Raw genomic sequence first — 15,011 nt, forward strand, 5'->3', positions numbered from 1 at the left:
AACTTTCAAACGCTTGGCTCAAAGGCACCCTTTCATCATTAAATTGAAAGTCATTAAGTGGGTGTAAACGTCATCAATGCAGAAGTGAGCCTGCGATACCGATACAAAAAAGGTCAGCAATTTAGCTGACCTTTGATATCTATACCAATTTTAGCACGACATATTTCGCTAACTAGATAACGCCAAGTTCTCTTAGGCGCTCCATTAGGTACTCGTTTGCTGTGTACTTTTCTGACAGCACAACTTCCGGTTTCGGGTGAAGGAATAGAGGCAAAGAGATACGAGATTTCTCTTGGCGTTCACCTGATGGATTGATTACACGGTGAGTTGTCGATGGAAAGTAACCACCCGATGCCTCTTGAAGCATGTCACCAATGTTGATGATCATGTTGCCGAAGTCACACGGAACATCTAACCACTCGTCGTTTTGAGCTTTAACTTGAAGGCCTGGCTCGTTTGCTGCAGGAAGAACAGTCAGTAAGTTGATGTCTTCGTGTGCTGCTGCACGGATAGCGCCTGGCTCTTCGTCACCTTGCATTGGTGGGTAGTGAAGAACACGAAGCAGAGTCTGCTCACTGCCGTTGATCATTTCAGACAACGCGATAGAGAACTTCTCTTGTACTTCTTTAGGAGCATGAGCTTCAACCCATCCTAGAAGCTCTTGAGCAAAAGCATTTGCACGTTGGTAGTAATCTAGAATCTGTTCTTTCAGCTGCTCAGGAATTTGGCCCCAAGGGTATACGTGAAAGTACTCTTTGATGTCTTTTACAGTGTGGCCCTTAGCAACTTCAGACACTGATGGTGGAAAATATCCATCTTGTGTTTCAACATTAAAGTGGAAGTTTTCTTTCTCCTCAGAGATGAAGAATTGGTACCAGTTTTCGTAAATAGACTCAACAAGCTCTTTCGGGATTGGATGGTTCTTAAGAACACCAAAACCAGTTTCACGTAGAGAGCGAACAAATTGTTCTGCTGCGTCGTCAGCAAGGTAATCAACAGTTTCCAGTTTCATGACTTTTCTTTCTTGTTATGTAGTGATGAAGCGATTTTAAGGATCGCTTTGTTGTAAATCAAACTTTTGTGAAACTCTCGCAACCGTTTGTCTAGATACTGGGCGATAACGCCAGTTTTCAACAAATATGGGTACTAGAGCTCAATTGAACACTGTTCAATATTGTGTAACACTATTAAAAACTTCGACGAGAGATCTCGATATGACAATTACGCCACTTGCTCAAAATCGACCATTACTTTCATTAACGACGCTTTATCTGATTGTGTTTCTATTTTCAGCGTTTGCTCCCTCTTCAAGAGCAGTATGGATTGCCGAAATTGTTCCTGCTCTCGGTATTCTTGTCGGGATTTGGTGGCTATCCACCAAGCTCACCTTCACTAAGACTGCCTACGTTTTAATGTTCATCTGGTTGGTTCTGCATACGATTGGCGCTAAGTACACTTTCGCTGAAGTCCCCTTTGATTGGTTTAATAACCTGATTGGATCTGAGCGTAATAACTTTGACCGTGTCGCGCATTTCTCTATTGGCCTTTACGCCTACCCACTCGCCGAGTATTTGATGCGCAAGAAACTGGCTCAACCAGTACTGGCATGTTTCTTTGCCTTATTTGCGATCATGAGTGTTGCCGCAGGTTACGAAATTATCGAGTGGTGGTATGCCGAGATTGCAGGTGGTGATGAAGGTATCGCGTTCCTTGGCTCACAAGGTGATATTTGGGATGCGCAGAAAGACATGCTGTGTGATACAACGGGTGCTATTGTCTCGCTATTACTTCTGAAACTTCAAGGGCGAGTTAGAGCTCAATAGTTCGTGGATAGCCCGCTCAACTTCTTTCTTATAAGCTAATAAGTTAATTAGTCGATTTAAATGCCACACACAAACTGTGTCGTGGCATTTGTTCTTTTCTACTTCATAGTCACCTTGCCACCCACAAACTTGTAGGCTGGCGTACCTCGAACCAAGGTATCTCGCGCGAATTCAATCCCACATTCAGGGCACACACATGGCTCTTTAGTGAAATCTTCAACAATACGTTCCTTAAAACACTTCACGAGTGCACCTTTGCCACCTTTCCGATACTTAAAAAGTTGCGTTTTGCATTTCGCACAGAAAATCTGAACCGTTTTGGTCGGTTGCTTCTTATTTGGTTTAGCCATAGAAGTTAATGATTGAACTCTTTATTTCTTAAGTTTAGGTGCGACAAGAACCAAGCTTATCCCGAGTAAAATAACGGTCGATGAGATAATGAATTGCATGGTGACCGGCTCGGAGAGTAACAAGACGCCACCGAGTGTCGCGATAACCGGCACAGAGAGCTGTGCAATGGATGCGACCACTGTATTAAGCTTTTTCACCACGTAATACCACAAACTATAACCCACACCAGAAGCCACCGAGCCCGATATAACCGCGTAAATCAAACCTTGCTCAGTGATAGAGACTTGAGGCATTGCATTAGGTATTACAACTAGAAGGCTTAAACCTGCAAGGATAACTAGCGAGCTAAATCCAAAGTTAGCGGTCGTCGATTGCAGTGCGTTTAAAGATTTCTTTCCTGCCAATGTGTAAATACCCCACCCAACTCCTGCCAGAGACATAAAGATGATAGAAACTAAGTCTGGTGCCTGTGTCGATTCAGTTGGCATTAACAAGTAAACAAGCCCTGCCACCGATAACAAACATCCGCCCCACTCAAGTAATGACATTCTGTTTCCAGAGAACAAGTGCGCGGCAATCATCGTAAATTGTACTGCGACAAACAGCACCAGCGCACCGAGACCTGCGCCAAGCTTTAAGTAAGCGAATGAAAAGCCAAACATATACACAAGCAGTGACAATATTGATGTGAATTGAAACTGTGACTTTAGCTTTGTATATACCGATGTGCTGTTGTTTGCTAACTCCTGTTTATGCTTAGGTTGGGCAGATAAAGTGAATAAAATCAGAAGTGTAAGCGCACCAGACAAGATGCGCACGATCGAAAAGCTCAAAGGATCAATCGTTTGATCCATTAAAGCCCAGCGACACAAAACTGAATTAGCAGCAAAGGCCACCAGCGTAATAAATGTAACCATCACAGTTTGCATCGTTTTGTCCTAATTGAGTTGTTTGGTCCTAATAAGTGTTCTTGGGTTTCAATCAACGTTGGATTTCAATCAACGTCAGGCTTCACCCAAACTTGGCTAAAGTCGAACCAGCCTAATGCATTACACTTTGCGTTCTGCAGCGTACCGCATTGGTCTTTGTTTACACCTAGCCAACAGTGAAACATAGGGATCAACTGATTGCTTTGCACAAGTTGTTTCCCGAGTTGTCTTGCTGGGAATTGCTCAAACTCGCCCGAGCGCCAACGATCAATCATGTGACACCATTGGTCGAAGTCTTCAGCTGGGCTAGATTCATCAAGAAAACTGTAATCCATTAACCAACCAGCCAATGCATCGTCTCTGTTGTTTGCGATACCCATAGGATTAATCCAAATATCAACATTATCGGCGTGTGGGGGAGCAGTTTCGTAACCGATAAGCTCAACATCGACATTATATTGCTTCAACATGGTGACAATCGCTTTGGCAAGTGTTGGGAACATCGGGTGTTGGCATTGGTACGCCAATCTAATGGTTGGTTTCGCATTTGCTGGTGGACAGACTGGCGTGTTTAACTTTATGTCATACCAGCCAGGTTTTATCCCATAGGCGTGTAGAACGCCCAAATCGATGACGGTCTCTTTTGGGATATGAACAAACAGATCAGCTGCATTCAATGCGTTAGACAAAAACTCCGCCCATGCGGGATCTTGTGCAATGCCCTTCTTTCTATTCAATAGTAAATACGTACAACCGGGATCAAGCTCTACTTCATCACTATCACCACGGTCGGCCATTACCGGTTTCGAAAGGCTTGGGTAAACCATAGAGGAATACGCTTCATCAACCACCCAAACCTCAACGCGATCAATCAACGGCCTGAAACCAAAGTATCCGTTGAAAGCCGTTAGTACGAGTTGCTTCTCATCGTTCTTCTCAATGCGATACGGCCCCGTACCAATTGGTCGAATATCGTAGTCTTCGCCACGTAAAATCATCGGTAAAGTGACCTTAGCGACCGATTCCGTGAGCGCGAGTGGGAAATACTTATCTGGGCGCGTTAAGAAGACATCGACCACGCAATTTGCGGGTGAAGAGACATCTTTAATATGCGAGAACAAATTGAGTGGTTCGAGCGCAAGAAGCGTGTCGACAACATGATTCGTTAATAGAGGCTCCCCGTTATGAAAACGGACACCCGGCCTTAAGAAGAATCGCCATTGATAGTCACTGATTTTTTGCCATGAATGAGCAAGATCGGGTTGTAACTGATCATTTTCATCCAATCGCGTTAACCCACTGAAGACTTGGCAGGCAATATGCTGCTCTGAACGTCGCATCGATTTTGTCGGGTTAAGCATTGAGAGCGGTCGATAATAAGGAAGACGAATGACCTGCTCACCTTCTTGATATTGCACACCCAAATAGTTTTGAATAACCTGAGTAAGCTTGGCAGCATTGTGGTCAAGCACTGACAGCGCCTGACCAATTTTACCTTCCTGTAAGTACCGCCTCGCTAAGTTTTCACTGACATCGCAACGATTCTGCTTAAAGATAAGTTGAGATAACTTACCTCGGCCAGCCGCCGGTAGCCACTCTACCCAGCCTTGTTCTTCAAGTTTGTTGAGTACCATTCTTGCATTACGACGGGTACAACAGAGTACATCTGTTATGTCATCGAGCTGAACATCAGAATCTTTACCATCGAAGTATTCAAACAGAGTTTCAAATTGAACGCGAAGTCTTGGGCTGCTCATAAAGAGGAAAACTTATTCAAAGGACATTGGATTCAGTTTCCCTATTTTAAGACGTAAAATCAATCTTACTGACGTGTTTTTATTGCGAATTATTGGGTATGACGTCCCAAGATGTTATTCAAACAGAATGGCTAAGTACTTTTGCAGCATACGGTTACATCACATCGCAGCCGATTTCATTGGCGATGTCACGAAGCTGTTGTTCATTATCTAATTTAATTGACCACTTGCACTCAGAGCCATTCGCCGAAATGACATTTGCCCCTTTTCCAATTAATTGAATCGCATCAACTTGGGCTTGCAGCGTGACTCTATGTTCACCATCTAAACGAACAACCAGCTCATGTGCGGTTGCGATAACTTTTCCACTTTTAAACGTTATGACCATCGGTTTCTCTAGCTACTTCTTTTAAATACAAATTACTATTATTCAAAATAGTACACAGTTAACTGCTTCCTTCTCTATTATCGCTTATGTTTCTTCACGGCAATCGTTAATCGACTCGTACACACTAAGCGTTGACGCTCGTCAGTGATATTGATTTGCCATACTTGGGTAGAGACACCCAGGTGAATAGGTTCAGCCGTACCGATAACATGGCCTTCACGCATTGATCTTACGTGATTCGCGTTGATATCTAAGCCAACGCAATAGTAGCCTTCTGGTACGCAGAAATTAGCCGCCAATGAGCCAAGCGTTTCAGCTAGCACAACCGATGCGCCGCCATGAAGCATGCCTAGTGGTTGGTGCGTAAAATGACAAACCGGCATGGTTGCCACTAAGGAATTATCGTTTACCTCTGTGTAAACAATGTTGAGGTGCTCAATTAAGGTATTTTTTGAGGTCGCGTTGAAGGTATCTAGGTCAACGGGCTTTTTCCAAATACTCATATGGGTTCCTTAATTATTGACTTTATTAGTGCGTGAATCGCTTTATTAGTAAGTGAATAGCTTCATTATCGTTAATAGTGATCTTAACGATAACAATGTTTTTAAATACAATACTTATCTTACAGCTCTTAGTTATTACGCAAGTTGATGTTAACATGCATAAAAACCGAATACACAGAGGATATTGTATGACGTCATGGATGAAGTTTGCCTCGCTTCTCACACTTGCAGGCCTAACCGCATGTAGCGCTTCCCCGACAGGAAGAAACCAATTACTGCTTTTTTCTGATCAAGACATGTCTCAACTTGGGGCGCAATCTTTTGAACAAATGAAGAAAGAACAGCCAATAAGTAAAGACGCGAAAACGAACGCTTATGTACAGTGCGTTGCAAATAGCATTACTCAACATATTCCAAAACAAGGCTTTAGTGAATGGGAAGTTGTTGTTTTTGATAGTGACCAAGTGAATGCCTTTGCTTTGCCGGGTGGCAAAATTGGCGTGTACACAGGGTTACTTAAGGTAGCGGTCAATCAAGACCAACTCGCAACGGTTATCGGACACGAAGTGGCTCACGTTCTCGCTGACCACAGTAATGAGCGTCTATCTCAGTCTCAAATCGCTAATACTGGTTTATCCATTACCAGTGTTGCGTTAGGCGCATCAGAATACAAACAGTACCAAGGAATGACAATGGCTGCCCTAGGTTTAGGTGTTCAATACGGGGTTATTCTACCGTATGGCCGAACTCAGGAATCAGAAGCCGATGTTGTTGGTTTAGAATATATGGCTCAGGCAGGGTTCGATCCTAAACAGAGCGTCGACTTGTGGCAAAACATGGCGAAAGCATCAGGTGGTAGCCAACCGCCAGAATTGCTGTCTACGCACCCTTCCCACAGTACGCGTATCAAAGATCTACAGGCGACGATAAAAACGTTACCTAGTTCGGGTTCACTAAGACCAAATTGCAAAGCGTAATCTAACATTCGTTTAGACGCTAAACTTCGAATACAAAAATGCCCTATCCGTATTGGTTAGGGCATTTTTTTGTTTTTGATTCTTGTTAAGTACCAAGAATTTGCAATGGTAGGCTTAATAGCTGATCACCCGTAGATGCAAAATACCAGATAACACCGATCAAACTACTCACTAGACCTACATACCAAACAAACGACACGACTTGACCGTATTTGTCTAATGGCAGCAAGTGACTGTGGTGACGCCCTTTCCATTCGAATAGTATTTCCACACTGCCCATAATCAATAAGAAACCAAACAAGGTTAAGTTCAGCTGGTAACTCAATACGACGCCAGCAACCGCTGCTGCAACACAAAGTACAATGCCAAGCACGCTGTTCATCGAAAAGCTGATACTTTTCAGCACATGTCCGCCATCGAGAGGCAAAATCGGCAATAGATTAAACAAGTTTAATAATGCGTTAAATACTGCAAGCCCGGCGAAGAACATTTCGCCAGTCGCCCAGTACAACACCATAAATATCAACGAAAGTATCAAGCCAAACAATGGTCCCATGATCGAGATCACCACATCTTGCCATCGCGTATTGATCTTTTCGTCGGATAACGCCAAGCCACCAAGGAACGGTATTAAGTAGATGCCTTTGGTCTTCATTCCAAAGTATTTCATTGCTCTAATGTGGCCATATTCATGGAACATTAAACAAGCGATCAAGGCTAAAGCGAACTGAATTGAAAATAGCCACGAATAAGCGGCTAAACTCGCAGAGGCAAGTACCACCTTGATTAACTTGGCACTCTTAAGGGCTTTCATTCCCAGCGAAACTAACCCGATTAAGCTAAAACGTTTCTCTGGTTTTGGTGCGACAACCGGGGTTTGTTGCTCGATATCTTTGGTGTTTCGATTGCCTTCGGTAACGATTTGGCCATTCACGGTCGCTTTATAGGTCATCTCAAACGGTTGCCACTGAACGGCCGCCTCAACGTGACACTGCAACGTTTCCTCACCTGCAAGCAGAGTAAATGCATGAGCTCGAGCGTCATCTTGATCTGTGGTTGCGTCTAATTGGGACACCAAAGTATTGTCCCAGTACAACTGTTGCCACCCTGCCATTGACCCCTCTAAACGAAGTGGTTTTCCAAGAAACTCTATCGCGAGTAATTCCAAACTTTAATTCCAATTTAATGACTATCAATATGAATCGATATTATGCCGATTTAGCGATTAACGGTAAACATAAACAAAGTTGTTACATATTGAGCAGTTGAACACTATTTATACCAGCACCTAACATAAACATTCTGGTCACACCTCCAACCACACATAAATCATTGATTGTAATTATATTATTAGTGTTAGAGTGCCGCCCCTCAAAAATATTACTTCACAAAATGACAACTCATTCTTTGACTTTATATTAAACATGAATTTAACATGCTATTTACATTAGAGCTAGAACACCAACAACGCTCAGTGTGTTTTCAACAATAAGAATGAGATTTGATGCCCTAGGAGGGTCAAGGATGAAAACAATACAACGCTCTCTCGTTTCACTTTCTGTGCTATTTGCATGTAATTCACTTGCGGCTGGTTTCCAAGTTGCTGAGCACTCTGCCTCAGGTCTTGGTCGCGCATTTTCAGGTGAAGGTGCTGTAGCTGATAACGCGAGTGTACTAGCGAGAAACCCCGCCGCAATGACCCTATTTGATACAGCCCAATTTTCAGGCGCGGTTTCTATCGTTGATCCAGAGGTTAACGTATACGACGTTGATGCTAACGAGCATTCAAAAGATGTTGCGCCGTTGCAAGTAGTACCAGCCGCATATTACATCAGCCCAATCAACGATAAATGGGCTTGGGGTATCGGTATGTTCACCAATTATGGTGTTGCTACGGATTACCCTGATGACATCTCGGCAGGTGATATGGCTGGCGATACGTCGCTCCTATCTGTCAATCTAAATCCAAACATCGCATACCGTGTAAATAACTCATTTAGCATCGGTGGTGGTCTAAATTTAGTTTACGCAGAAGCTGAGTTGACTCGCCATAAAGGCGAGCTTGCTAACTTTGTTGGTGGAAATCCATCTGACAAACTTATAGGCATGACCGGTGAAACATTTGCCTATGGTTGGAATGTTGGTGCGATGTATGAACTGAACGAAAACAACCGCTTTAGTATCGGTTACCGCTCCTCTGTTGACCTTGACTTTGATGACGGTGAATTCACCAGTTACGACTCAGGTAGGGCAACATCTCCCAAGGTTGATGGTCGCTTACAAATCGAGCTGCCTGCAATCTTAGAGCTTTCTGCATTTCACCAACTTAACGAACAATGGGCAATTCATTACGGTTGGCAACAAACTGATTGGAGTACTTTCAAAGAGCTAAAAGCAACGAGTCCAGATTGTACCGATAACGGTGTGGCTGGCCAGTGCTTCTATAAACCAGAAAAATATGAAGACAACAATCGATATTCATTAGGTGCGACCTATAAACTAAACAGCAAGTGGACATTAAGAGCTGGTTACGCTTATGACGAACAAGCTGGTGAAGCAACTCTCAGTATCCCGGATAGTGACCGTATGTGGTATAGCGCTGGTTTCACTTATGCGTGGAGCGAAAACATGACTGTCGATGCCGGATTTGCCCTTGTAGTAAGTGATGAAGGTGAGTTCACAGAGACAAATGGTGCTCAGCAAGAAAGAACGTTCGAAGCCGAAGGTACCGCTTATCTTTCGTCAGTTCAGCTTAATTACACATTTAACTAAATCAGGGTCGCATCATGAAACGTAACTTTAAGATCTCTCTATTATGTTCCGCGATTCTGCTAGCAGGTTGTGGTGACAATACTGAAAGCTCGGGGACAAGTAACCAACAACTCGAAGCTTATTTAGAAACTTCTTTAGCAAGAGCTACAACGCAAAAAATGCTCTTGCAAGGCAGTAACGCATCTGTTCCTTTAAGTAATAACCTATTATTCGACTCTACAGATGGAACGTTAGCGATCCCTACTGGTGGAGACGAGAGCATTTCAAACCCAAAAGCAGCACTGAACTATGCCGATGGTTTTTCCACAAGCATGCCAATTTACATCGAGTTTGAAGGTGATGGTTTTGGTGATACCCCTGGAGTTGTTACTTCTGGAGTTACATTGTTGAAGCTTTCAAAAAAGCTAACAGACACATCCACAGCGGCTCAAGTACCAACACCTGTTGCTAGCTCTGAATACACAGTTTACAAAGTAGGCTCAAACCTAGCAATTACACCGAATACTCCTTTTGATGAGAAGTCTGAATATTTGCTTGTTATTACTGATGACGTTACAGATTTAAATGGTAACCCAGTAGGTACATCGCAAAGCTATGCGGCTCTCAAAACAGCAACGAAAACATACACCACCGGAGATCTAGCGAGTGCGCAAACTTTAATTAAAGGCCAAGAAGCAATAGCAACTGCTGTCGGTGTTGACGCCAATAAAATTGTCTATTCAGCTTGGTTCACTACAACTTCCGTTGGCGATGTACTTGCCTCGACAGCATCGTTGATTGGTGGAATGATTGATGCTGGAGCCCCACTTTCGACTTATTGGAATGGCAGCGCAAATCCAAATAGTGTCGATCTGTCAAACGCTTATAATCTTAGTCTAGATTCTTCATCAACAGTTCCGTTTGCCACAGCAATCGCTGCCGATGCAAACTTCAAGAAATATCTCGGAGATGATGACGTTACAGAAACTGCGACCTTAATTGGCGGAATAAACCTCCTCTACTCTAATGGTGGTATCAGTACTACAACTGTAAATGTGACTAAAGGTACCATTCAGCTTCCTTATTTCTTGGAAACAGATCCAAGTAAGTTTTCTGTTACACCATTTGCCTCAGCGTTGGACAGTTTAGCTGTTATCAAAAGCGCACTAACGGATAGCTCTACAAGTTCTTTCGTTGGTGGAGAGTTGGTTAAATTAGGATTAGACCCAGCAAATCTTAGCGCAGCTGATGTCACGACTTTAATGGGAAAAACACTCACAAAGGACGCAAGTGGAGCAGCTCTAGATAGTGAGCGCATTGTCACTCAGTATTCACCAATACCACAAATTAAATCACTTGAAGCTGTTGATGTGCTTTTGTTTACACCCACAACTGGCACGCCTTCAGGTGTAGTCATTTATCAGCACGGTATTACCTCTGTAAAAGAAAACGCGTATGCATTCGCTGCTAATTTAACGGCCGAGGGTCTTGCAGTGATAGCGATTGATCACCCTATTCATGGCTCGCGTTCGCTTGCTGGCGGTGCTATATCAACTAACGATAATGCACTGTACTACTTGAATCTAAGTGCTTTGCCTGTTGCCCGTGACAATATTCGTCAAAGTGCGCTTGATGTAATAGGTCTTCGTATGGCACTTGAAAAAGTGGGTAATGATTTTACTGGTACACCATTAGCCGGAGTTGATGTAAAAGACACAACCGTTAAGTTTATGGGCCACTCATTGGGCGGCATTACCGGATTTACTTCTGTTGCTACATCAGAAATTGCTGGCACACATAAATTTAGCTCGGCGGTATATGCTAATTCAGGTGGACACATTGCTGAATTGTTGTTCGCATCGGAAACCTTTGGCCCTGAAATTAAACATAACTTGGCTAAACAGCTGAATACGGTTTACAAGGATTCAGTCGCGACAGCTTGTGCAACCAACAACATTAAAGATGGTGATTGTTACACCGCTTTTGCTACTGGAAACCCAACCAGCGCTGCAGCTATTGAAACTGAGTTAGTTGCATTTAAAGTCGCCGCTCAAACCCTTATTGACACTGTCGATCCACATTCACTAGCAAACACTGAGGATCTGTCATCATTCAGATCTAGCTACCCAACGTTGTTGATCCAGTCGCAAAATGACAAAACGGTTCCTAATACCGGAATTGCGACATCTTTTACGGCTTCATTTGTTGGTTCTGAAGGCTTAGATACAACGTTAGGGTTGAGCGACTCTACAAAAGCGAGTCCTTCAATTGGAAACCGTGTGTTTGTTCAGTATAACGAAACGGCTAAGCACTCTACGATCATTGGACCACAAGCAGACCTTTCTGATGCCTCTCATACTCTATCAATGAGAGCTCAAGTAACTGATTTCTTGAAGTCGGATAGCCTTGATACAGCAGCACCGAGTGCACTATTGGAGTAACTCAAACTTAAGTACCTTTTAATGAAACCAAATGCCAGCCTAACCGCTGGCATTTTTGTATCTATCGACATCCCATTGTCCCTAGTTAACCGTTTGCATAAACCGCTAAAACACAAATGGTTGATCTCAGCTAAAATTAATCAAGACAGAATACCGTACGACCTCTTTCTTTATTGTAAATAAAGTGGATAATAGCCCCGTAATTTAATACCTAATAAATGTGAGTCCATTATGTCTTCTGAAGCTACGATGCTAGAACGCTGCCAATCTAAATGTGAACTATGTGGTTCTGATTCTTCTCTTACTGCATACGCAGTACCGCCACACAGCCACGTAACAGTGGATCACGGCATCATGGTATGTGACAAATGCCTGGGTGAGATTGACGATCCAAAAGATATCAACCACTGGCGTTGCCTAAGCGACAGCATGTGGAGCCAAGAAGCGCCAGTTCAAGTAATGGCGTGGCGTCAACTTACTCGTCTGAACTCTGAAAGCTGGGCGCAAGACGCGCTAGACATGATGTACCTTGAAGAAGAAACATCAGTTTGGGCACAAATCGGCATGTCTGCTGATGACAAGCCTCTTGATGTGAACGGCGTTGAACTTAAAAAAGGTGACGACGTAACAGTAATCAAAGACCTGCCAATCAAAGGTACTAACCAAGTGATTAAGCAAGGCACTGTTATCCGTGGCATCAGCGTTGGTGACGATCCTAAGCTTGTTTCTGGTAAAACAAACGGCGGTCAATCAATGTACGTAATCGCTGAGTTCTGCCGTAAGAAGTAATTCTTCTTTTCGCTGAACAAAATCTAAAAAGGCGCTAATGAATAATTAGCGCCTTTTTAATATCTCAAATTTTCACGACTTAAAACTATCAATAAGTTGCTCGCGGTACTCTTTAATAACCGACACCAAAGAACCTTTGATACCACTGATTTGTTTCGAGTGCGGACACCACAACGCGAATCCAAATTTGAATCCTTCCACCATTTGCGCAGAGTGAATGGGCTCTATTGAATGTTTTGAAAATTCAGAGTCGGTAAAAAATGCCTTAGGAAGAAGTGCCCATCCAAAACCCTCTTCAAGCATTTTGATCACTAACGAAAGCTGATCAATCTCTTCATAGTCAGAGCTCACAATAATCTTTTCAGACATCCCTTCATCAATCAGAGACCTCAATACGAACTGTTTTGAGTTCCTTAGTGCGACTAATACTTCGTCTTTATTTATATGTGATAGTTCTCCACCTTTTTGTCCGAATGGGTAGAACTCAAAGTGTCCAAGGAAGGTAGAATCAAAACTATGCATCGCTCGGCTATTGTGAGCATTCACAAGTCCAAAGTGATATTCCCCACTTTGTATTCCTTGTTTAATTTCGTTCTTATTCCTAACCAGAAAGTTCACTCGCATCATTGGGAAATCGTGCTTAAGTCGTTTACGTATATCCACCAAAACACGTTGTGGAACGAAACTAGAATACGCGATTGTTATTTTCTCTAACCCACCATAAGAAAGGCTCAACGCTACTTTGTCAAAAGTACGAGCTTGCTCAATCGTCTGTTTTGCGTAGTGATAAAGGAGGTGCCCGTCCTCCGTTGGTTCAACAGAGCGGCCAACTCTTTCAAAAAGATGCACAGCAAGATGATCTTCCAAATTTGTAATAACCTGGCCGACGGTCGTTCTGTGCTTGTTGAGTTTTACTGCTGCTTTGCTGAATGACCGTTGTTCATAAACGGTCACAAACGCGAGAAGTTGTTCAATACTAAAGTTCATTTTGATGTGCTTACTTTCTTAGTCATGCATATGAAATAGAAAAATATCTACTGCATCAGAATAATAATGATAAAAAGACGGATCTAAATAGGTAATGATTTGTGCCTTTTGCTAACTCTTCTTTCTAGTATATACCTACCTACGTTTGATGGATCCGATCCTCTATATACGATTATTAACATTGCCATAGTTCCTTTATCGTAACCTTCTTCAAACGATAGAGACAGACCCATGAACACAATGCCACATGAACTCGTGTGGGGTGAGATCTACTTCCCGCCTTTGCTTTTGGTTATCGCGTTAGCGTATGTATTGACGATATTGACTGGCTCAATCGCGACAAAACTTGGGCTACATAAATATGTCGCTTTTCCTGCAATAGCCGAAATAAGCTTAATCGTTATTTTCGTCGGCGTTATCGGCCAATTTATTACCATTTTCTGAGGCATTCACCTTGATTAAACGTTATCTCATCACGCTACTACTGGTCGTTGCCGCAAGCTCTGTGGTTTATAGCTATTACCAATCCTATTCAAGTAATCCTTGGACTAGAGATGGTCAGGTCAGCGCATACATCGTTTCGATTACCCCTAGAGTCACCGGGCAAGTAACCAAAGTCCATATTGAAGACAACTCACAGGTAGCTAAAGGGGATCTACTGTTTGAGATCGACCCAAGCATTTATCAGGTAGCCTACAATAAAGCACTCGCGACACAGAAACAGGCTCGCGCGCTCTTAGCAAAAGCTAAAAACGAAGAGCAACGCGCGTTGAACTTAGAAAAAAGAACGCCTGGCGCGCTGCCAGTGCTGACCTTGAATAACCTGAACAATGCGGTTGAGACAAATGCAGCTAACGTTGCACTAGCAAAGGCCAATGTTGAAGAGGCACATTTAAATCTCAAATACACCAAGGTGTACGCTCCAACGAATGGCTTCATCACGAACTTAAACCTACGTGAAGGTTCTCAAGTTGTTGCTAATACCCCTGTGGTGGCATTAATCGATGAGGATAGTTTTTGGATTGAAGGTTATTTCAAAGAAACTGATCTTGTGAACGTTGCACCAAACGACAAAGCTATCGTCACGCTCATGATGCACAATGATGTTCAATTAAAAGGCCATATTAAAAGTATTGGTTTTGGCATTGCGACACAAGATGGCAGTACTGGTAATAACCTTCTTCCCAACGTGAACCCAAATTTTCAATGGATTCGCCTCGCTCAGCGTATACCAATTAAAGTAGTACTCGATAACGTGCCTGAAGACTTGCAACTTCGTGTCGGCATGACAGCTTCAATCAAAATAATCAAATAG

The 15,011-nt window shown here is 43.0% G+C and carries 15 protein-coding genes; 7 read left to right on the forward strand and 8 right to left on the reverse strand.

The genetic code is table 11. From position 1 onward, the window contains the following. Positions 1–172: 172 nt before the first annotated feature. Positions 173–1,012, reverse strand: coding sequence for an isopenicillin N synthase family dioxygenase (locus AC3CID_RS19720; RefSeq protein ID WP_004730947.1), 840 nt, complete (start codon positions 1,010–1,012; stop codon positions 173–175). 202 nt (positions 1,013–1,214) lie between these two features. Between AC3CID_RS19720 and AC3CID_RS19725 the strand changes: the two genes are divergently transcribed. Further along, positions 1,215–1,823, forward strand: coding sequence for a DUF2238 domain-containing protein (locus tag AC3CID_RS19725; protein WP_488527966.1), 609 nt, complete (start codon positions 1,215–1,217; stop codon positions 1,821–1,823). Between the two features lie 98 nt (positions 1,824–1,921). Here AC3CID_RS19725 and AC3CID_RS19730 read toward each other — a convergent pair whose 3' ends face one another. The 5 genes from AC3CID_RS19730 to AC3CID_RS19750 form a co-directional block, all read right to left on the reverse strand. After that, positions 1,922–2,173, reverse strand: coding sequence for a hypothetical protein (locus tag AC3CID_RS19730; RefSeq protein ID WP_017082269.1), 252 nt, complete (start codon positions 2,171–2,173; stop codon positions 1,922–1,924). Between the two features lie 21 nt (positions 2,174–2,194). Then, positions 2,195–3,103, reverse strand: coding sequence for a DMT family transporter (locus AC3CID_RS19735; protein WP_488527967.1), 909 nt, complete (start codon positions 3,101–3,103; stop codon positions 2,195–2,197). A 65-nt stretch (positions 3,104–3,168) separates the two neighbouring features. Beyond that, positions 3,169–4,860 (reverse strand): SgrR family transcriptional regulator, encoded by a 1,692-nt coding sequence (locus AC3CID_RS19740; RefSeq protein WP_488527968.1) that lies wholly within the window; start codon positions 4,858–4,860, stop codon positions 3,169–3,171. A 154-nt stretch (positions 4,861–5,014) separates the two neighbouring features. After that, positions 5,015–5,248 carry a DUF3389 domain-containing protein gene (locus AC3CID_RS19745; RefSeq protein WP_004730938.1) on the reverse strand — a complete coding sequence of 78 codons (234 nt, stop codon included), beginning with the start codon at positions 5,246–5,248 and terminating at the stop codon, positions 5,015–5,017. 77 nt (positions 5,249–5,325) lie between these two features. Further along, positions 5,326–5,751: a hotdog fold thioesterase gene (locus AC3CID_RS19750; protein WP_004730936.1), complete on the reverse strand. Its 426-nt coding sequence runs from the start codon at positions 5,749–5,751 to the stop codon at positions 5,326–5,328. Positions 5,752–5,939: 188 nt separating this feature from the next. On the opposite strand from AC3CID_RS19750, the gene AC3CID_RS19755 reads away from it, so the two are divergent. Further along, positions 5,940–6,728, forward strand: a complete 789-nt coding sequence (locus tag AC3CID_RS19755; RefSeq protein ID WP_065206097.1) for a M48 family metallopeptidase — start codon at positions 5,940–5,942, stop codon at positions 6,726–6,728. An 85-nt stretch (positions 6,729–6,813) separates the two neighbouring features. Here the strand turns inward: AC3CID_RS19755 and AC3CID_RS19760 are convergent, their stop codons facing one another. Next, on the reverse strand, positions 6,814–7,896 hold the full coding sequence (locus AC3CID_RS19760; protein WP_372243735.1) for a site-2 protease family protein: 1,083 nt from the start codon (positions 7,894–7,896) through the stop codon (positions 6,814–6,816). Positions 7,897–8,252: 356 nt separating this feature from the next. On the opposite strand from AC3CID_RS19760, the gene AC3CID_RS19765 reads away from it, so the two are divergent. The 3 genes from AC3CID_RS19765 (at position 8,253) to AC3CID_RS19775 (ending at position 12,709) form a co-directional block, all read left to right on the forward strand. Further along, positions 8,253–9,500 carry a porin gene (locus AC3CID_RS19765; RefSeq protein ID WP_104215379.1) on the forward strand — a complete coding sequence of 416 codons (1,248 nt, stop codon included), beginning with the start codon at positions 8,253–8,255 and terminating at the stop codon, positions 9,498–9,500. 14 nt (positions 9,501–9,514) lie between these two features. After that, on the forward strand, positions 9,515–11,920 hold the full coding sequence (locus tag AC3CID_RS19770) for a VolA/Pla-1 family phospholipase (protein WP_488527969.1): 2,406 nt from the start codon (positions 9,515–9,517) through the stop codon (positions 11,918–11,920). 231 nt (positions 11,921–12,151) lie between these two features. Further along, positions 12,152–12,709, forward strand: coding sequence for a PhnA domain-containing protein (locus AC3CID_RS19775; RefSeq protein ID WP_004730927.1), 558 nt, complete (start codon positions 12,152–12,154; stop codon positions 12,707–12,709). A 72-nt stretch (positions 12,710–12,781) separates the two neighbouring features. Here the strand turns inward: AC3CID_RS19775 and AC3CID_RS19780 are convergent, their stop codons facing one another. Continuing rightward, positions 12,782–13,696, reverse strand: coding sequence for a LysR family transcriptional regulator (locus tag AC3CID_RS19780; protein ID WP_171310532.1), 915 nt, complete (start codon positions 13,694–13,696; stop codon positions 12,782–12,784). Positions 13,697–13,927: 231 nt separating this feature from the next. Between AC3CID_RS19780 and AC3CID_RS19785 the strand changes: the two genes are divergently transcribed. Then, positions 13,928–14,140, forward strand: coding sequence for a DUF1656 domain-containing protein (locus AC3CID_RS19785; RefSeq protein WP_054546893.1), 213 nt, complete (start codon positions 13,928–13,930; stop codon positions 14,138–14,140). Between the two features lie 10 nt (positions 14,141–14,150). Beyond that, positions 14,151–15,011 carry an HlyD family secretion protein gene (locus tag AC3CID_RS19790; protein WP_488527970.1) on the forward strand — a complete coding sequence of 287 codons (861 nt, stop codon included), beginning with the start codon at positions 14,151–14,153 and terminating at the stop codon, positions 15,009–15,011.

This window comes from Vibrio sp. QJM3NY_21, from assembly GCF_057785975.1.

What these genes read in the sequence shown, in the direction of transcription:
- AC3CID_RS19720 (WP_004730947.1), bottom strand. Translation starts at nt 1,012, where the DNA reads ATGAAACTGGAAACTGTTGATTACCTTGCTGACGACGCAGCAGAACAA.
- AC3CID_RS19725 (WP_488527966.1), top strand. Translation starts at nt 1,215, where the DNA reads ATGACAATTACGCCACTTGCTCAAAATCGACCATTACTTTCATTAACG.
- AC3CID_RS19730 (WP_017082269.1), bottom strand. Translation starts at nt 2,173, where the DNA reads ATGGCTAAACCAAATAAGAAGCAACCGACCAAAACGGTTCAGATTTTC.
- AC3CID_RS19735 (WP_488527967.1), bottom strand. Translation starts at nt 3,103, where the DNA reads ATGCAAACTGTGATGGTTACATTTATTACGCTGGTGGCCTTTGCTGCT.
- AC3CID_RS19740 (WP_488527968.1), bottom strand. Translation starts at nt 4,860, where the DNA reads ATGAGCAGCCCAAGACTTCGCGTTCAATTTGAAACTCTGTTTGAATAC.
- AC3CID_RS19745 (WP_004730938.1), bottom strand. Translation starts at nt 5,248, where the DNA reads ATGGTCATAACGTTTAAAAGTGGAAAAGTTATCGCAACCGCACATGAG.
- AC3CID_RS19750 (WP_004730936.1), bottom strand. Translation starts at nt 5,751, where the DNA reads ATGAGTATTTGGAAAAAGCCCGTTGACCTAGATACCTTCAACGCGACC.
- AC3CID_RS19755 (WP_065206097.1), top strand. Translation starts at nt 5,940, where the DNA reads ATGACGTCATGGATGAAGTTTGCCTCGCTTCTCACACTTGCAGGCCTA.
- AC3CID_RS19765 (WP_104215379.1), top strand. Translation starts at nt 8,253, where the DNA reads ATGAAAACAATACAACGCTCTCTCGTTTCACTTTCTGTGCTATTTGCA.
- AC3CID_RS19770 (WP_488527969.1), top strand. Translation starts at nt 9,515, where the DNA reads ATGAAACGTAACTTTAAGATCTCTCTATTATGTTCCGCGATTCTGCTA.
- AC3CID_RS19775 (WP_004730927.1), top strand. Translation starts at nt 12,152, where the DNA reads ATGTCTTCTGAAGCTACGATGCTAGAACGCTGCCAATCTAAATGTGAA.
- AC3CID_RS19780 (WP_171310532.1), bottom strand. Translation starts at nt 13,696, where the DNA reads ATGAACTTTAGTATTGAACAACTTCTCGCGTTTGTGACCGTTTATGAA.
- AC3CID_RS19785 (WP_054546893.1), top strand. Translation starts at nt 13,928, where the DNA reads ATGAACACAATGCCACATGAACTCGTGTGGGGTGAGATCTACTTCCCG.